The sequence below is a fragment of the Duganella sp. 1411 genome (assembly GCF_017833525.1).
Taxonomy (GTDB): domain Bacteria; phylum Pseudomonadota; class Gammaproteobacteria; order Burkholderiales; family Burkholderiaceae_D; genus Rugamonas.
Genome location: NZ_JAFICD010000002.1, coordinates 896,787 through 915,464, shown reverse-complemented (window position 1 = coordinate 915,464; position 18,678 = coordinate 896,787). Strand labels below are relative to the sequence as shown.

Genomic DNA, 18,678 nt, shown 5'->3' with positions numbered 1-18,678 from the left:
ACGGGCTCGGCCCTAAGCCCACCACAGCCCCGTTCGTGTAGAAATGGTGGACCTGACCCTGGAGTTGACCTTGGAGGGGAGAGCAGCAATGATTAACGAAACCAACAAACGTCGCCGCATCCTGAAATCGCTGCCGGCGCTGGCGCTGGCCGGCTCCGTGCCGGGCGCCTTGGCGGCCGGCAAGCGGCAGCCGAACGTCCTGTTCATCCTGGCCGACGACCTCGGTCACGCCGACCTGGGCGTCTACGGCCAGACCGATTTCAAGACGCCGCACCTGGACAAGCTGGCCGCGCAAGGGCTGCGCTTCACGCAGGCGTACGCCAATTCGGCGGTGTGCTCGGCCACCCGCTTCGCGCTGATCACCGGCCGCTACCAGTACCGGCTGCGCGGCGGCCTCGAAGAGCCGATCCACGGCGCCTCCGACACCGTCGGGCTGCCGCCCACCCATCCGACCCTGCCGTCGCTGCTGAGGAAAAACGGCTACCGCACCGCGCTGATCGGCAAGTGGCACCTGGGCTCGCTGCCGAACTTCGGTCCGATCAAGAGCGGCTATGACAGCTTCTTCGGCAACTACGGCGGCGCCATCGATTACTTCACCCACAAGCCCGGCGTCGGCCCGACGGTGAAGGAGGATCTTTACGAGGACGAGGTGCCGGTGCACCAGATCGGCTACTACACCGATCTGCTGGGCGCGCGGGCGGTCGACTTCGTCAACAGGCAGCAGGCCGGCAAGCCGTTCCTGCTGTCGCTGCATTACACGGCGCCGCACTGGCCGTGGGAGGGCCCGGGCGACGAGGCGGTCTCGCGCGACATCGACGACATCTTCCACTACGACGGCGGCGACCTGGCCACCTACGGCCGCATGGTCGAGGCGCTGGACGCGTCGATCGGCCGCGTGCTCAAGGCGCTGCGGGACAAGGGCTTGGCCGACGACACCATCGTCATTTTCACCAGCGACAACGGCGGCGAGCGCTTCTCGAAAACGTGGCCGCTGACCGGCCAGAAGACCGAGCTGCTGGAAGGCGGCATCCGCGTGCCGGCCATCGTGCGCTGGCCCGGCAAGATCGCGGCGGGGCAGGTCACGGACCAGGTCGCCATCAGCATGGACTGGCTGCCGACCCTGCTGGCGGCGGCCGGCGGCGCGCCCGATCCGGACTATCCCACCGACGGCCGCAATCTGTTGCCGACCTTGCTGGGCCAGGCCAAGCCGGCCGAGCGCACGCTGTTGTGGCGCTACAAGGCCAACGCCCAGCGCGCCATCCGCTCCGGTAACTGGAAGTATTTGAAGATCGGCGGCAACGAGTTCCTGTTCGACGTCGTCAAGGACCAGCGCGAACGCGCCAACCTGGCCAAGCGCCATCCGGACGTGTTCGCGCAACTGAAGGCCCGGTGGGAGAGTTGGGACAAGGAAATGTTGCCAATCACCGCCGAGGTGCGCACCCACGGCGTCAGCGGTAATGTGCAGGCGGACCGGTATGGCGTTGCGCCGGCAGGGCGAATCGCCGACTAAAGTTCAGTCATCCCCGCCTCGGCGGGGATTTTTTTTTGTTAACCTATGTTTAGCTTTTGCGGTTAAACAGCGACATTTACGGAAGATTTATTTGTTCGTTGCTCGCATTAATGTTAATTTGCAATCTACCAGCACCAGTTGCGGGACATACATAAAAACACGGGAGACGGCATTGAGCACGCTACAGAACACGGCCATCGTGGTGGCCACACTCGCCCTGGCCTGCGAGGCAAGCGCACAAATCGCCCTTAATTCGAAGCAATATGAAAACGTTGTCATAGTTAGTCCGTCCTGAATAAATACTAAGCGTTGGTCCAGGCTTAGGCGGGATGGAAGCTAAAAAAACTATGACAGGAGGGCGAGATGAGCAGCAATGACACGCATGGTGGCGCGGTCCGCAGGATCGTCATCGTCGGTGGCGGCACCGCCGGCTGGATGGCGGCGGCGCCGCTGGCCCAGCGCCTGGCGCGCCACCCCACCCAGCCGTGCGAGGTGACCCTGGTGGAGTCGCCCGAGATCGGCACCATCGGCGTCGGCGAGGCCACGCTGCCCACGATCCGCGTCTACAACGAGGCGCTGGGCCTGGACTTCGCCGACTTTGTCAGCAAGACCCAGGCCAGCTTCAAGCTCGGCATCGAGTTCAAGGACTGGGGCCACGTCGGCAACCGCTTCTTCCACGCCTTCGGCGATTTCGGCCCGCCGCTGGCCGGCGTCGACGCCCACCAGCACTGGCTGCGCCTGGCGCAGGCGTTCAACAACATGCCGGACATGGAGAACTGGTCGATGCCCTCGGTCATGGCGCGCCACGGCAAGTTCATCCCGCCGAACGAGGAAACGCCCGGCGTGACCGACGCCTATTCCTACGGCTTCCATTTTGATGCCAGCCTGTACGCCGCCTACCTGCGCGACTACGCCATGGCGCGCGGCGCCCGCCGCGTCGAAGGCATGATCGTCGAGGTCGAGCAGCATCCGCAGAGCGGCTTCGTCACCGCCGTCAAGCTGGGCGACGGCCGCCGCGTCGAAGGCGACCTGTTCATCGACTGCTCGGGCTTCCGCGGCCTGCTGATCGAAGGCGCGCTCAAGGCGGGCTACGAGGACTGGAGTGCCTACCTGCCATGCAACAGCGCGCAGGCCGTGCCCTGCGCCTCGGTCGCGCAACTGACGCCCTACACCCGCTCGACCGCCAGGGAAGCCGGCTGGCTCTGGCGTATCCCGCTGCAGCACCGCACCGGCAACGGCCACGTGTACAGCAACGGCTTCACCAGCGACGATCAGGCGCGCCGCGTATTGCTCGACGGCCTGGATGGCGCCGCGCTCGACGAGCCGCGCCAGCTGCGCTTCGTCACCGGGCGGCGGCGCAAGTCCTGGGTCAAGAACGTGGTGGCGATCGGCCTGTCGGCGGGCTTCGTCGAGCCGCTGGAGTCGACCAGCATCAACCTGATCGAAATTGCCGTGCGCAAGCTGCTCGAACTGTTCCCGGACCGCGATTGCCCGCAGGCGCTGGCCGACGAGTTCAACCGCTTCATGGGCATCCGTTACGAATCGGTGCGCGACTTCATCGTCCTGCACTACAAGCTGACCCGGCGCGACGACTCGGAATTCTGGCGCTACTGCGCCAACATGGCGGTCCCCGATTCGCTGCGCCACCAGATCGCGCTGTTCCGCGAGACCGGGCGCGTGGCGATCGTCGATCGCGGCGGCTTCGCCGAGCCCTCGTTCGTGGCGATGATGATGGGCCTGGGCGTGGTGCCGAAGCGCTACGACCCGCTGGCCGACCGCGTCGACCTGCGCAAGGTGCACGGTCATTTCGCCGAACTGCGCCACCTGATCGCGCAGGCGGCGGCGGCGATGCCGGATCACGGCGCCTATGTCGCGGGCCTGGCGGGAGCCCCATCGCGGGCGGCCGCCTGACATGGATTATCTAATCATAAAACTGATGGAGGCGTGAACTTTCCAACGAGCATTTATAAAAAGACCGGTGTCTGCCTCAGCGCGCAGCACCGGAGCGTTATGACTGACTATAAAAACCACCTTTACAGGGGGAGACAAATTGAATAAGTTACAAAAAACTGCAATCGCCGCGGCGGTCGCACAGGTTGTCGTGCTGCATGCCAACCCGGCATGGGCCCAAACGGCGGATACCGCCAGCGCCGCGCCGGCCGTGGTGGTGGTGAGCGGCCAGCGCGCCGCGCTGCAATCGGCGCAAAAACTCAAACAGAATGCCGACGAGGTGGTCGATTCGATCGTCGCCGAAGACATCGGCAAGCTGCCCGACCGTTCGGTCACCGAGGTGCTGCAGCGCATCGCCGGCGTCACCATCGACCGCAACATGGCGGGCGACCCGAACCGCCAGTCGGTCGAGGGCTCCGGCGTGTCGGTGCGCGGCCTGACCTACGTGCGTTCGGAAATCAACGGCCGCGACGCGTTTTCGGCCGGTGGCGGCCGCTCGCTCGGCTTCTCCGACGTGTCCCCGGAGCTGATGGCCGGCGTCGATGTCTACAAGAATCCGTCCGCCGAGCAGGTCGAAGGCGCCATCGCCGGCCTGGTCAATCTGCGCACCGCCATGCCGTTCGACTACAAGGGCTTCAAGGGGACGGCGGGCTTCTCGGAGTCGTATTCCACGCTGCGCAAGGGCAAACCTTCGCCGACCAGCACCATCCTGCTGTCGAACCGCTGGAACACGCCATTCGGCGAAGTCGGCGCCCTGGTCAATTTCGCCAAGGCGGAGAGTCCGAGCCGTTCGGACGGCGTCGGCGTCGACCCGTACTTCCCGCACGTGAACTCCACCGATCCGGCCCTGTACGACCGCTCCAAGACGCAATGGATACCGCAGGGCGTCGGCTATCGCTCGCAGGACTTCGAACGGACCCGCCGCGGCGACTATGCGGCCCTGCAGTGGAAGCCGAACAAGGACTTGACGGCCGCGCTGACCTACTTCAAGACCCACTACAAGGAAGACCTCGACGAGCACGTGGTGGCTTCGTCCGAGGACAAGTGGTACCAGCAGGTCGCCAGCAGCAACTCGGTGTTCGACAAAAATGGCGCCTTCCAGAGCGGCACGATCTCGAACCCGACCTATGGCGGTTCGCCGTTCAACAGCTCGCAGCGCATCAACACGCGTGAATCGGCCACCCGCGACACGTCGCTCAACGTCCAATGGCGCATCACGCCGGACCTGACCTGGACCAACGACTTCCAGCACGTGCATTCGACCACCGAGGGCTTCGACGCCGACGTCTCGACCGGCTTCATCCTGCCGAACCAGACCATGGATATGACCGGCAAGGTGCCGCAGCTCGGCCTCGGTTCGGCCGCCTACATGGCCGACCCGAAAAACTACTACTGGGCCTATACCCAGGAAGCGCTGGACCGCGCCTCGGCCAACCAGAAGGCGTGGAAATCGGACGTCAAGTTCTCGTTCGACGATCCGGTGCTGCGCGACATCCGCTTCGGCGTGCGCCTGGCCAACCGCGAAGGCGAGAACCACAAGGCCCAGAAGTTCTACAACTGGTCGGCGATCACCTTCCCGTGGATGGAAGGCTGGCAGATCAACGGCGTCGCCCGCCTGAGCGATCCGCGTTTCGCCGGCGGCTCTTCGCTGCAAACGATGGACAACTTCTTCGGCGGCAAATACAACGTCCCGGCGATGCTGTTCGCGGACGAAGCGACCGTGCGCGGCTTCCCCGACCAGTGGAGCAAGATCCACGCCTACCACGACGTGCTGTGCGCCGAAAAAGGCTCGACCTGCGATCCGTGGAAAGCGGCGAGCTTCAACGACCCGGCCGCCAACAACACGCAGACCGAGAAGACCCGGGCCGCTTACACGCAACTGCGCTTCGGCTGGGATAACCTCAAGTATCCGATCGACGGCAACATCGGCATCCGCTACGTCAAGACGACGGGCACCGGCAGCGGTTACGTCTCGTTCACGCGGCCGTCCCTGCCCACCGCCGGCAACAGCGGCGTGGTCCCGACCGGCCAGGGCAACCTGATCGACATCGCCTCGTTCGCGCAACAGCAGTCGGTCAACAATTCGTACGACAACTGGCTGCCTAGCCTGAACCTGCGCATGAAGGCCAACGACCAGCTGCAGTTCCGCTTTGCGGTGGCCAAGTCGCTGTCGCGTCCGGACTTCAACCAGCTCCAGGTACAGACGACGCTCAACGCCCAGCATAGCCAGACGGTCACCCGTGACGCGGCGGGCAACACCACCGCCATCCACTTCGACGGCACCAACCTGAGCGGCACCAGCGACGGCAACCCGCTGCTCAAGCCGACCACGTCGACCAACGTCGACCTGACCGCCGAGTGGTACTTCGCCAAGGCCGGTTCGCTGACGTTCTCGGCCTTCAACAAGGACCTCAAGGACATCATCACCACGAAAAACTACAGCTACAACGCGGTCGACGTGAACGGCACGCCGCGCACGTTCGTGGTCACCGGTCCGGTCAACGGCGCCAACGGCTTCGCCCGCGGGTTCGAGCTGGCCCACCAGCAGTACTACGATTTCGTGCCCGACTGGCTGCGTGGCATCGGCAGTCAGGCAAGCTGGACTTATGTGTCGAGCGAGCGCAAGCTGAAAGAGCCGGTGTTCAATGCCTGGTGCTCGGGCAACGACGCGTCGACCAACTTCAACCTGTTCATCAACGGCTGCGATACCGATGGACGCGCGTTCGGCAAGACCCCGTTGCAGGGCCTGTCGCGCCACACGGTCAACCTGGCGCTCATGTACGAAGCGCACGGCTTGTCGATGCGCGTGGCCTACAACTGGCGCTCGCGCTATCTGCTGGGCGTGACCCAGTGGGGCAGCCGCGGCACCAACGGTTTGAACACGAATCCGGCCGCCCCGGCGGACAAGTACTTGATCCCGACGACCGTCAACGACCAGGCCTTTGGCCTGCCGTTGTACCAGGCGGCGTACGGCCAGGTGGACGCGTCGATCTTCTACGATTTCACGGACAAGTTCCGTGTCGGTCTGCTGGGGACCAACCTGACGAACACCTACACGCGTCAGATCATGGAGCAGCACGCGGGCGACTTTACCCGCCAGGTCTTCATGAGCGGCCCGCGCTACACCGTGCAAGCGACGTACGCGTTCTGATCGCGGCGTAATCCTCGATCCGCCGGCGGGGACGCTCTCCACGCCGACGATCTTTCCTCCCGCCCGGGCTTGGCCCGCGCGGGATTTTTTTTGCCCCGCACGGCCATGCGGGGTCGTACCCGGCGGGTACGACCCCTAAGCGGCGGCGCTTGCGTCTCGCCAAACGCGTGCGGGGGAGGGTTTTACGGAGCCGGCACCATGTCGACCGCGTCCCACGAATAGCCCGGGCTCAGCCAACCCGTGCTGGTGGTGCCGCTGATCGCCGTCAACGTCACCGTGTTCTGCCCGACCACGAGCGCGCTGGCCGGGATGTCGAAATTGAACGTGGTGTTGTTGCCCCGGTAGATGCCGACCGTCAGCGTGCGCGTCTTCGGCTGGGTCGACGCGGCCGGGTTGGCCGACGACCAATTGTTGACGGCGATCTTGGGCCGCCCGCCGGCCGTGGCGACGGTGATCCCGGCGCGCAAGGTGTAGTTCCTGATCTGGCCGGCCGTCAAATTAAAGCGGATCACCGTGTTGTTGTTGATGTCCTTCCACTGGTAGGCCGGGAAGCCGGTGGCCGCGTTCGACGCGCCGATCACATAGTCCGGCACCGTCCACGCGGCCATCCGCACATCCGACGGGTGCATCGTGCTGACCCTGGCGCCGTTGATGAACTCGAGCGGCGTGCCGTCCCAGTCGCCGATGCGCCACAGCGCGGCCGTGCTGCTCGGGTCGTTGGCGATGTTGATCGTGTTGAGCGTGGCCATGCCGCCGGCCGTGACGGTGACGCTGCGGCTGTCGACCGCCAGCTCGTTCTTGTAGATCGTCATCGTGTAGGTGCCGGGGATCATGCCGCGGCTGTCGAAGTGGCCGCTGGCGGCGTCGGCGTCGACCCAGTACTGCGCGGTCGCGTTGGCGAAGCCGACCGTGTAGGTGTAGCGGCTGTCGCGGTTGCCGATGCCGACCCCGGCCACGCCGCCGCGCGCGCTGGCCGGCACGTAGCCGGTCATGCCCATGCCGGCGAACCACGAGGTGTCGAGCGCGGCCGGCGCGCCGCCGCCGGTAAAGCTCATCGTATAGGTGTTGAGGATGCCGGGGCGGAAGGCCTCGGTTTGTCCCTCGCCGTAGTTGATGATGTAGGTCAGCTCCTGGTTGGTGGACGTGGCCTGGTTGATCAGGCTGCGGTAGAACGGGCCGCCCGAGTTGCCCTCGTTGTTGTCGCGCACCATCCACAGGCCGACGCCGGGGCCGGTCGCGCCGAAGTAGCGCCAATCCTTCAGGCGGATGTTGGAGTAATGCTTGGAGCGCGTCTCGCCGTTGGCCATGCCGAACACGTCGCCGGACTCGATGGCGCCGGTGTTGTTGCGGATGTCGGACGGCGTCGGCCCGTTCGGCAGCACGGCGATCGGCACGCGCACGATGAAGCGCGCCAGCCCCAAGGTGCTCGGCTCGCTGGTGAAGTAGGTGCCCATGTAGATGTTGGCCTGGCCGCGGCGCGCCAGGTAGTAATGCGTCAGGTCGCCGGCCCGGACGGTGATCTTGATGGTGTCGGCGCCGACGGTGGTGGCGCTGACGTCGACCGCCGACACGCCCGTGTACAGGTAGTCGAAGCCGGAGTTGAGCTGCGAGCCGCGCGACTGGTCCTGGTATTGCACGCCGTTGTAGACCATCGAGGCGATGTCGCCGGCCGATTGTGTGCTGACGCCGTTGTCGGTGCGGCGGATCTTGAAGACCAGTCCGGCGCCGGTGTCGACGGTGTAGAAATTGGCGTCCTCGGTCAGGCCGAACGTGGCGGCGGCGTCGGTCGCCGAGACGACGGTTTCGGCGCTGAGGCGGTTGGCGGTGGTGGTGGCGGTGTCGGCCGAGCCGCCGCCGCAACCGGCGAGCAGGGTCAGCGCCGCCGCGCCGGCGAGGGCGCGCAGTGTGGTGTGGTCCAATTGTGTCTCCCGAATGTTGTAGATGTTGTTTGGACGCGCCGGCACGCGAGTTCCATAGTCTTTTTTTGCGCAGGCGAGGTCAACAGTACGTGAGCAACAATGATGAATAAATCACACAGTTGAGCAGGATTGCGTTTCGACGGAATCGGTTTCGGGATGGGCATCCATGCTAGGGAATGTGAATTTCGCAACAATTTTCGAGCAAGCCGTGCAGTTTACCCGGGCCCTGGGGCGGGCTAGCTTGGGGCAACTAAGAAAAGGCTAGCTCTTTGCTTTAGCTGCTTTCGGCTTAGTCGGCGCTACGTCGGGCGTCACAAAGCCGATGGATCGTTTCGTCGCCGGCTCGGGCGGCGTCATCAAATCGCGGATGGCGTCAAAAACCTGCTTGAGCTGAACCCGGGTGTTGTGTTCGAAGGTGTCGTTCTTCAAAGACATTAGTTCGGCCTTGTTTTCCAACTGGTCCAAGCGTTGGGCCAGTTCCTTGTTCGATGCGATCACTTGGCGCAGGCGCACGAAGGCGCGCACGATCTCGATGTTGACGGCGATGGCCTGCGCGCTGTTCAACACGGAAGAGAGCATTGCAACGCCTTGCTCGGTGAACGCATATGGCGCATAGCGCCGACCGCCGCGTCCGACGTTTGAGATCACAGATTGTGATCTCAAAGTCTCCCATTCGCCGGCGTTGAGCTGGAACATGAAGTCATCTGGGAAACGGTTCAGGTTGCGCTTGACCGCTTGTACCAAGGCGCTCGTTGTTACGCCATAAAGAAGGGCCAGATCGGTATCGAGCATGATCTTCTGGGCGCGAACGAGCAGAATTCGGTGCTCGATGTGGACCAGCAGCGCCTGCGTCGAAGTTTGTGGCTTCGGGCTCATCATTTCGACCCTTCCGTCTTGGCCTGTGCCATGATCCTCTCCCTTTAGTATCGGCCGCGTGGTGCCGCAGCAGTTTGGACCATTGGCCGGCCGGACAGTTCGGCGAAGATGAAGATCAGCGCTAATCGGCCGGTTCGTACGAAGAAGATTTCAGCTGCGGTCAGTGGCGCCCGATGCGCAGGTCGAACTTCCACGTCACCAGCCGCAGGGTGGTGATGAAGGTGGCGCTGACCCACAGCGCGTAGTCGTCGGAGACTTTGGTGTACTGCAGGCCGATGTACATCCAGCAGCCGAAGAAGGCGCAGATGGCGTACGGCTTGCCGTCGCGGAAGACCATCGGCACCTCGTTGCAGACGATATCGCGCAGCACGCCGCCGAAGATGCCGGTGATCACGCCCATCATCGAGGCGATGAACAGCGGCATGCCGGCCGCCTGCGCTTGCGACACGCCGGCCACGGCGAACAGGCCCAGGCCGATGGCGTCGGCGATGACGATCAGGCGTTCGGACAGGATCTGGCGCAAGGTGCGCATCAGCGGCACGGCGATCAGCGCCAGCACGAAGATGAGGATCGCGTATTCCTGGTGCATGACCCAGAACAGCGGACGGCGGTCGAGCAGGATGTCGCGCAAGGTGCCGCCGCCGAACGCGGTGATGAAGGCGACGGTGAACACGCCGACCAGATCCATGCGCTTGCGGCGGGCCTCGACGAAGCCGGAGAACGCGCCCACCAGGATGGCCACGATTTCGATGACGGTGATCAGGGAAACGTGGACGGGGACGGGCTTCATGTAGGAAAACGGACGTAGTGGCGATGCCCGTAGGTTAACATGCCGCAACACTTACGTGTGAGCCACTTATGTCCCGGGGATCTTGATGCGTCGTGGAGGCACGTAGGGCGGATTAGCGCGCAGCGCGTAATCCGCCATTGATGAGCCGCCGACGGAACATGCATGGCGGATTACGCTGCGCTAATCCGCCCTACGTGTCTCCGTGGCTCGGTTATCTTTGCGGTATTAATGCCGCGCGCAGCAGCACGATCAACGCGCCTTCGCCGCCTTCGGACGGCCGCGCCTGGCAGAAGGCCACCACTTCCTCCTTCTGCACCAGCCAGCTGTGCACCATCGACTTGAGCACCGGCTCCTGGCTTTTCGAACCGAAGCCGCGCCCGTGGATCACGCACACGCAGCGGTGGTTGCGCATCGCCGACTTGCGCAGGAAGTCGCCGATGGCGTCGCGCGCGGCGTCGCGCCGCAGGCCGTGCAGATCGAGCTCGTCCTGCACCGGCCAGTGGCCCTTGCGCATCTTCTTGACGATGTCCGGGCCGACGCCCGGCGCCGCGTAGTTGAGCGCCGGGTCCTCTTCCAGATAATGATCGACTTCAAACAGGTCCGACAGCGACTCGCGCAGCACCGCCGCGTCGTCCTCCGCCTGTGTCAGCTTGCGCGCCGGCGCGGCCACCGGCCCGGCCGACTTCGGCAACGACGGCACGTAGCGGTCCGACACCGGCATGCGCTTGACGCCGCCCACGCTGGACTGGAAGATGTTGGCCTCCACCGCCTGCGTTTTCTCCCGTTTGACGCGCTCGGCCTCGGCGGCGGCGCGCGCGTCGGCCTGTTCCTTGAGCTGCTTGGCCAGGGATTTCAGGTCGGCGAAGTCTTTCAGGCCCACTGTTACTCCTGCGCTTCCAGGTAACGCTGGGCGTCCAGCGCGGCCATGCAGCCGGTGCCGGCGCTGGTGATGGCCTGGCGGTAGATGTGGTCCTGCACGTCGCCGGCGGCGAACACGCCCGGCGCGCTGGTGGCGGTGAACATGCCCTCGGTGCCGGCCTTGGTCTTGATGTAGCCGTTGTGCATCTCGAGCTGGCCTTCGAAGATGCCGGTGTTCGGCTTGTGGCCGATCGCCACGAACAGGCCGTGCACGGTGACGTCGGTGACTTCGCCGGTGTCGGTCGACTGGATCTTCAGGCCGGTGACGCCGCTGTCGTTGCCGACCACTTCGTGCAGGGTGTGGTTGTACTTGATCTCGATCTTGCCTTCGGCGACCTTGGCGTTCAGGCGGTCGATCAGGATCGGCTCGGCGCGGAACTTGTTGCGGCGGTGGATCAGGGTGACCTTGGTGGCGATGTTCGACAGGTACAGCGCTTCCTCGACGGCGGTGTTGCCGCCGCCGATGACGGCCACTTCCTGGCCGCGATAGAAGAAGCCGTCGCAGGTGGCGCAGGCGGACACGCCTTTACCCATGAAAGCTTGTTCCGACGGCAGGCCCAGGTACTGGGCCGAGGCGCCGGTGGCGATGATCAAGGTGTCGCAGGTGTATTCGTTGCTGTCGCCCTTGAGGCGGATCGGGCGCGCGGCCAGGTCGACGGTGTGGATGTGGTCGAACACGATGTCGGTGTTGAACTTTTCCGCGTGCTGCAGCAGGCGCTGCATCAGGTCCGGGCCTTGCACGCCCATCGGGTCGCCGGGCCAGTTTTCCACGTCCGTGGTGGTCATCAACTGGCCGCCTTGCTCCATGCCGGTGACCAGCATCGGGTTCAGGTTGGCGCGGGCGGCATAGACGGCGGCACTGTAGCCGGCGGGACCGGAGCCAAGGATCAATACGCGGGCGTGTTTAGGAGTGGTCATGGAGGGCTTCTTAAGTATGTTGGATTAATCCGAATTTGGGGGCGTTTAGAGTGGAGGCAAGGGCGGCTGTCGGCAGGTACGCCAGCGGTCGCCATCGCATTCACGCAGGCAATACTAGATTATAGTGCAAGCAGGCGAAGAGCATGAATCGTCGGGTCGGTTGACCCGTTCATGACGTAAAATACCGGTATATGAATATTTCCTCCCCGCTAACGTTGCAACACCTTAATACCTATGAGCAGTAAAAAAGTTCAGGAGAGGCCATCAAAAGTTGGAGCGTCCTCCTCGCCGGGCTATACCCGCACCCCGACCGAGCGCCAGCCCCTGCCGAACCGGCTGGTGCGGCTGCTGTCGGAGGCGCGCTGGCTGGCGCTGGCCGTGCTGGGCCTGTATTTCGTGCTGATACTGGCCAGCTACAACAAGATGGACCCGGGCTGGTCGCATGAAACGCTGGTGCCCAAGGTGACCAACCTGGGCGGCCGCGCCGGCGCCTGGCTGTCCGACCTGCTGCTGTACATCTTCGGCATCTCCGCCTGGTGGTGGGCGTTTTGCCTGCTGCGCCTGGTCTGGAACGGTTACCGCAAGCTGACCCAGAAATACGTGATGTCGAAGGAGGCCGATCCCGAGCACGCGCAGGAGGGCTTGATACGCGCCATCGGCTTCCTGCTGCTGTTCGCCGGCAGCGTCGGCCTGGAATACCTGCGCATGTACTCGATCCACGCCGAACTGCCGCGCGCGCCGGGCGGCGTGCTGGGCGAGCTGATCGGCCACTCGTCGCACGTGGCGTTCGGCTTCACCGGCGCGACCTTGCTGTTGCTGCTGCTGTTCGGCCTCGGTTTCAGCCTGTTCTTCCACGTGTCGTGGCTGGCGGTGGCCGAGCGCATCGGCTACGCCATCGAAACCGGCATCGAATGGTTCATCCAGCGCTACCAGTACCGCGAGGACCGCCGCCAGGGCGAAGTGGCGGCCGTCAAGCGCGAGGAGGTGGTCGTCATCGAGCGCGCCAAGCACGTCGAGAAGCACGTGGTGGCGGCGCCGGTCAAGATCGAGCCGCAAATCGTCGCCGTGGTCAAGTCCGAGCGCGTCGAGAAGGAGCGCCAGGCCGTGCTGTTCCAGGACCTCAGCGGCGACACCCAGCTGCCGGCCCTGTCGCTGCTGGACGAGGCGGCCGAGGTGCTGGAGACCGTGCCGGTCGAGACGCTGGAGTTCACCAGCCGCCTGATCGAGAAGAAGCTGTCGGACTTCGGCGTCGAGGCTAAGGTCGTGGCGGCCTATCCGGGTCCGGTGGTCACCCGTTACGAGATCGAGCCGGCCACCGGCGTCAAGGGCAGCCAGATCGTCGGCCTGGCGCGCGACCTGGCGCGCTCGCTGTCGCTGACGTCGATCCGCGTGGTCGAAACCATCCCCGGCAAGAATTACATGGCGCTCGAGCTGCCCAACGCCAAGCGCCAGATCGTGCGCCTCTCCGAGATCGTCGGCTCCAAGGTCTACAACGACAACCCGTCGCCGCTGACGGTGGCGCTGGGCAAGGACATCGCCGGCAAGGCCGTCGTCGCCGACCTGGCCAAGATGCCGCACTTGCTGGTGGCCGGTACCACCGGTTCCGGTAAGTCGGTCGGCATCAACGCCACCATCCTGTCGCTGCTGTACAAGTCCGATCCGGCCGACGTGCGCATGATCCTGATCGATCCGAAGATGCTGGAGATGTCGGTCTACGAGGGCATTCCGCACCTGCTGGCGCCGGTGGTGACCGACATGCGCCAGGCCGGCCACGCGCTCAACTGGGCGGTCAACGAGATGGAGCGCCGCTACAAGCTGATGTCCAAGCTGGGCGTGCGCAACCTGGCCGGCTACAACGCCAAGATCGCCGAGGCCAAGAAGCGCGAGGAGCACATCCCGAATCCGTTCAGCCTGACGCCGGACTCGCCGGAGCCGCTGGAAAAACTGCCGACCATCGTCATCATCATCGACGAGCTGGCCGACCTGATGATGGTCGTCGGCAAAAAGGTCGAGGAATTGATCGCCCGTATCGCGCAAAAGGCGCGCGCGGCCGGCTTGCACTTGATTCTGGCGACGCAGCGCCCATCTGTGGATGTGATCACCGGCCTGATCAAGGCCAACATCCCGACCCGGATCGCGTTCCAGGTGTCGTCCAAGATCGACTCGCGCACCATTCTCGACCAGATGGGCGCGGAAACCCTGCTGGGCATGGGCGACATGCTGTACATGCCGCCGGGCACCGGCCTGCCGGTGCGGGTGCACGGCGCCTTCGTCTCCGATGACGAGGTGCACCGCGTGGTCAAGCACCTCAAGACCACGGGCGAGCCGAACTACATCGACGGCATCCTCGAAGGCGGCACCCTGGAAGGCGAGGGCGGCGCGGCCGGCGAGGGCGCCGGCGAGGGCGGCGGCGAGGCCGATCCGATGTACGACCAGGCGGTGCAGGTGGTGTTGAAGAACCGCCGCGCGTCGATCTCGCTGGTGCAGCGCCATTTGCGCATCGGCTATAACCGCGCGGCGCGTTTGCTGGAACAGATGGAAAATAGCGGCGTCGTCTCGGCGATGCAATCGAACGGCAATCGCGACATCCTGGTCCCGGCCGCCAGTGCGGAATAACAAAGGAATAGATATCGTATGAAGTATGCAAAAAACCTCGTGATGCTGACGGCCGGCCTGCTGCTGGCGGGCGCCGCCGGCGCCACGGCGCTGGACCAGTTCAAGACCTTCGTCGCCTCGACCAAGGCGGCCAAGGGCGAGTTCACGCAGCGGCAAATCAAGAACACCAACGGCGAGGCGGCCAAGCCGTCGCAGCAGTCGAGCGGCACCTTCCTGTTCGCCCGTCCCGGCAAGTTCATCTGGACCTACGTGAAACCTTACGAGCAGGTGCTGCAGGCCGACGGCGACAAGCTCTACATCTTCGACAAGGACTTGAACCAGGTCACCACCAAGCGCCTGGGTGACGCGCTGGGCTCGTCGCCGGCGGCCATCCTGTTCGGCAGCAACGATCTGGAAAAGAACTTCACCCTGTCGGAAGCGGGCACCAGGGACGGCATGGAGTGGCTCAAGGCCGTGCCCAAGGCCAAGGACACCAGCTTCGAGCAAATCGCCATCGGCCTGCGCGACGGCTTGCCGCAGGCGATGGAGCTCAAGGATTCCTTCGGCCAGACCTCGGTGCTGACGTTCAGCAAATTCGAGAAAAATCCCGCGCTGACGGCGACGAGTTTTAAATTCGTCATGCCGAAGGGCGCGGACGTGTTCAATAATTAAAGACTCAAGCAAGCGATCGACGCCGCGGCATTGACGCCGCGGCGTTTTTCCATTTCAAGGCACTATGGCTGACCTATTTGCAACAGAACCGCGCCAGCCGCTCGCCGAAGCACTGCGGCCCAAGACGCTCGACGACGTCATCGGCCAGCATCACCTGCTGGGGCCGGGCAAGCCGCTGCGCCTGGCGTTCGAGTCGGGCCAGCCGCATTCGATGATTTTGTGGGGCCCGCCCGGCGTCGGCAAGACCACCCTGGCGCGGCTGACGGCCAACGCCTTCGAGTGCGAGTTCATCGCCTTGTCGGCGGTGTTCTCGGGCGTCAAGGACATCCGCGCCGCGATGGAGCAGGCCCAGCAGAACCTGACGATGGGCAAGCACACCATCCTGTTCGTCGACGAGATCCACCGCTTCAACAAGTCGCAGCAGGACGCGCTGTTGCCGTACGCCGAATCCGGCCTGGTCACCCTGATCGGCGCGACCACCGAGAACCCGTCGTTCGAGGTCAACTCGGCGCTGTTGTCGCGGGCCCAGGTGTACGTGCTGCAATCGTTCAGCGAGGACGAGCTCAAGCAGCTGGTCGCCAAGGCGCGCGCCAAGGTGCTGGCGCATCTGGAGTTCGACGACGCCGCCATCGACACCCTGATCGGTTACGCCGACGGCGACGGCCGCCGCCTGCTCAATCTGCTCGAGCAAACCAGTACCGCCGCCAACGCGGCCAAGACCAACAAGGTCACCAGCGAATTCATCCAGAACGCGCTGACCCTGAACGCGCGCCGCTTCGACAAGGGCGGCGACAATTTCTACGACCAGATCTCGGCGCTGCACAAGTCGGTGCGCGGCTCCAATCCGGACGCCGCGCTGTACTGGCTGTGCCGCATGCTCGACGGCGGCGCCGACGCCAAATACCTGTCGCGCCGCATCGTCCGCATGGCGTGGGAGGACATCGGCCTGGCCGACCCGCGCGCCATGCAGCTGGCCAACGACGCCGCCGCCACCTTCGAGCGGCTCGGTTCGCCGGAGGGCGAGCTGGCGCTGGGGCAGGCGGTGATCTACCTGGCGATCGCCGCCAAGAGCAACGCCGGCTACAACGCCTTCAACCAGGCGATGGCGTTCGTCAAGAAGGACAAGTCGCGCGAGGTGCCGGTGCACCTGCGCAACGCCCCGACCAAGCTGATGAAGGAACTGGGCTACGGTCACGAGTACCGCTATGCCCACGACGAGCCGCACGCCTACGCGGCCGGCGAAACCTACTTCCCGGACGATATGCGCGAGCCGGGCTGGTACCAGCCGGTGCCGCGCGGCATGGAGAGCAAGATCGCCGACAAGATGGCCTTCCTGCGCAAGCTCGATGAAGACGCCGGTAAAAGCTGATCGTCGACCCGCACGGCCATGCGGGGTCGTACCCCGTACGGGGTACGACCCCTAAGCGGCGACGCATGCGTATCGCAAAAGCGGATGGGTTAATTTTTATATTTGAGGAGCGGCATGCAGCAAATGATCGTGGTCGACGACATCGACGTGTATATCGAAGGCGGGGTGGAGGGTTCCGAGACGATCGTCATGATCCACGGCTGGCCGGACACGCACCGGCTGTGGGACGCGCAGGTCGAGGAACTGAAGGACCGTTATCGCTGCGTGCGCTTCACCTTGCCCGGCTTCGACATCACCAAGCCGCGCCGCGCGTACTCGCTGGACGCGACGATGCGCATCCTGTTGCACATCGTCGCCGCCGTCAACCAGAAGCAGAAGGTGATCCTGATGCTGCACGACTGGGGCTGCGTGTTCGGCTACGAGTTCTACATGCGCAACAAGGCGCTGGTGTCGGCGATTATCGGCGTCGACATCGGCGACGCCAATTCGCAGGCCACCGACCGCTCGCGCACGTTCGGGCAAAAGATGATGGTCAGCGGCTACCAGAACATCCTGTCGCTGGCGTGGGCGATCGGCGGGCCGATCGGCAACATGATCACCCGTGGCATGGTCAACGCGATGAAGGTGCCGGCGCCGAAGGAATACATCAGCTCGGCGATGAATTTTCCGTATTACATATTAACGGCGGGCGCGGCGGGGTCGTACCGGTCGCTGGTGCCGTTCTTCCCGAAGGTGCCGATGCTGTTCATCTACGGCACGCGCAAGCCGTTCATGTTCCACTCGACGCAGTGGCGCGACAAGCTGGCGGCGAAGGAGGGGTGCAAGGTGGTGGCGATGAGCACGGACCACTGGCCGATGGTGCGCGACCCGCAACGGTTCAACGAAGTGGTGTCGGAATGGCTGGAAAAGCCGGCCGCAAAAGAAGAAGCCGCCGGCGAGGACGCGGCGGCCTAATTCTGGACAAGACCACGGAAACACGTAGGGCGGATTAGCGCAGCGTAATCCGCCATGCATGCGTCTAGACGGCTCATGCATGGCCGATTACGGCGTTCCGCCTAATCCGCCCTACGTGCCTCCGCGTATCAGCGCAGCTTGATCGGCTTGTAGTACGGCGCGAACGGCGGCGCCGGCAGCTGCGCGTCGGCATACGCCTGACGGAAGCACTCGGCCTTGCGGTTCTCGACATCGGTGGTGCTCTTCACCACTTTGCCGGCCGCATCCAGTGTCAGCACGATCACGACCGGATACTTGGACAAGTCATGGCAATTGCCTTTCTCGTCCAGCTTTTTCGCGTTGTTATAGTTCAGCGAAACTTCCTCGTACTTGGTCGCCTTGTCGTTCGGGAACTGCTTGTTGAACTTGTCCATCTCGGCGGCGAAGTTCGGGTTGGCCGGCGGCGGCGCTTCGTTGGCTGGCGGACCGCCACCCATCGTCGAACAACCTGCCGCCAGGACCATCAACGCGCCCACGGCGCCCATCTTCAGAAACTGATTTTTCAAATTATTCTCCTCGGGCTGTATTGTTGACGCATTGTACATATTCCAAGAAGACGTGGCGCACGATTAGTTGCGTAGGTGAAATCCTACAGATGCAGGCTCGACAGCACCGTCGCGACCTTGCGCTGGAGGCCGCGCCAGCCGGGCGGCGGGGCGGTTTCGGCCGGCAGGCGCACCCTGACCACGCCGGTGCCGGCCGCCTCGATCAGCATCAGGCCGTCGTTCGGCAACTCGAACGTCTGGCCCCGGCGCAGCATGAAATCGGTGTGCTCGCCATAGGCCGTCAGCCAGGCGGTGCCCTCCAGGCACTCGATCCGTTGCCCGGCCGCGTGGGCGATGCGCAGCGGGTGGTCCTGCGTCAGACGGTATTCGGCCAGGCCTTGTTCTACGGTGATTAGTTGCGGTTTCATGGTGGCTCCTGCACGGGTGAATCATGCAGCCAGAATACTGAGCGGCGGCAGACCATAACAGATGCAGCAAATCGAAATTGTTACCATCACAGACGCGGTTTCGT

At 64.2% G+C, this 18,678-nt stretch carries 14 protein-coding genes; 7 read left to right on the top strand and 7 right to left on the bottom strand.

What is annotated here, in order from left to right; genetic code table 11:
* The first annotated feature begins 88 nt into the window (after positions 1–88).
* The 3 genes from JOD97_RS15640 (at position 89) to JOD97_RS15630 (ending at position 6,611) form a co-directional block, all read left to right on the top strand.
* Complete coding sequence (locus JOD97_RS15640; protein ID WP_209719452.1) at positions 89–1,510, top strand: sulfatase; 1,422 nt, start codon at positions 89–91, stop codon at positions 1,508–1,510.
* Between the two features lie 363 nt (positions 1,511–1,873).
* On the top strand, positions 1,874–3,421 hold the full coding sequence (locus JOD97_RS15635; RefSeq protein WP_209719449.1) for a tryptophan halogenase family protein: 1,548 nt from the start codon (positions 1,874–1,876) through the stop codon (positions 3,419–3,421).
* 139 nt (positions 3,422–3,560) lie between these two features.
* The gene (locus tag JOD97_RS15630) at positions 3,561–6,611 is read left to right on the top strand and encodes a TonB-dependent receptor (RefSeq protein ID WP_209719446.1); all 3,051 of its coding nucleotides are present in this window, start codon (positions 3,561–3,563) and stop codon (positions 6,609–6,611) included.
* Between the two features lie 182 nt (positions 6,612–6,793).
* Here JOD97_RS15630 and JOD97_RS15625 read toward each other — a convergent pair whose 3' ends face one another.
* From JOD97_RS15625 to trxB, 5 genes are all read right to left on the bottom strand, one after another.
* Positions 6,794–8,530 (bottom strand): rhamnogalacturonan lyase B N-terminal domain-containing protein, encoded by a 1,737-nt coding sequence (locus tag JOD97_RS15625; RefSeq protein WP_209719443.1) that lies wholly within the window; start codon positions 8,528–8,530, stop codon positions 6,794–6,796.
* A 261-nt stretch (positions 8,531–8,791) separates the two neighbouring features.
* Positions 8,792–9,409: an ORF6N domain-containing protein gene (locus JOD97_RS15620; RefSeq protein WP_209719440.1), complete on the bottom strand. Its 618-nt coding sequence runs from the start codon at positions 9,407–9,409 to the stop codon at positions 8,792–8,794.
* A 157-nt stretch (positions 9,410–9,566) separates the two neighbouring features.
* Positions 9,567–10,196 carry a trimeric intracellular cation channel family protein gene (locus tag JOD97_RS15615; protein WP_209719437.1) on the bottom strand — a complete coding sequence of 210 codons (630 nt, stop codon included), beginning with the start codon at positions 10,194–10,196 and terminating at the stop codon, positions 9,567–9,569.
* A gap of 211 nt (positions 10,197–10,407) precedes the next feature.
* Complete coding sequence (locus tag JOD97_RS15610) at positions 10,408–11,076, bottom strand: Smr/MutS family protein (RefSeq protein WP_209719434.1); 669 nt, start codon at positions 11,074–11,076, stop codon at positions 10,408–10,410.
* A 2-nt stretch (positions 11,077–11,078) separates the two neighbouring features.
* A complete protein-coding gene (gene trxB / locus JOD97_RS15605) occupies positions 11,079–12,032 on the bottom strand; it encodes a thioredoxin-disulfide reductase (RefSeq protein ID WP_209719430.1) in 954 nt (317 codons plus the stop codon).
* A 234-nt stretch (positions 12,033–12,266) separates the two neighbouring features.
* Between trxB and JOD97_RS15600 the strand changes: the two genes are divergently transcribed.
* The 4 genes from JOD97_RS15600 to JOD97_RS15585 all read left to right on the top strand — a co-directional run bounded on the left by JOD97_RS15600 (position 12,267) and on the right by JOD97_RS15585 (position 17,622).
* Positions 12,267–14,648 (top strand): DNA translocase FtsK, encoded by a 2,382-nt coding sequence (locus JOD97_RS15600; RefSeq protein ID WP_209719427.1) that lies wholly within the window; start codon positions 12,267–12,269, stop codon positions 14,646–14,648.
* An 18-nt stretch (positions 14,649–14,666) separates the two neighbouring features.
* Positions 14,667–15,299, top strand: a complete 633-nt coding sequence (gene lolA, locus JOD97_RS15595) for an outer membrane lipoprotein chaperone LolA (RefSeq protein ID WP_209719425.1) — start codon at positions 14,667–14,669, stop codon at positions 15,297–15,299.
* Positions 15,300–15,363: 64 nt separating this feature from the next.
* Entirely contained in the window at positions 15,364–16,668 is a 1,305-nt protein-coding gene (locus tag JOD97_RS15590; RefSeq protein ID WP_209719422.1) for a replication-associated recombination protein A, read from the top strand.
* 114 nt (positions 16,669–16,782) lie between these two features.
* Complete coding sequence (locus tag JOD97_RS15585; protein WP_209719419.1) at positions 16,783–17,622, top strand: alpha/beta fold hydrolase; 840 nt, start codon at positions 16,783–16,785, stop codon at positions 17,620–17,622.
* Positions 17,623–17,750: 128 nt separating this feature from the next.
* On the opposite strand, the gene JOD97_RS15580 is transcribed toward JOD97_RS15585, so the two are convergent.
* Entirely contained in the window at positions 17,751–18,167 is a 417-nt protein-coding gene (locus JOD97_RS15580) for a hypothetical protein (protein WP_229264466.1), read from the bottom strand.
* Positions 18,168–18,250: 83 nt separating this feature from the next.
* Positions 18,251–18,574 (bottom strand): DUF2917 domain-containing protein, encoded by a 324-nt coding sequence (locus JOD97_RS15575; RefSeq protein ID WP_209719416.1) that lies wholly within the window; start codon positions 18,572–18,574, stop codon positions 18,251–18,253.
* Positions 18,575–18,678: the final 104 nt, after the last annotated feature.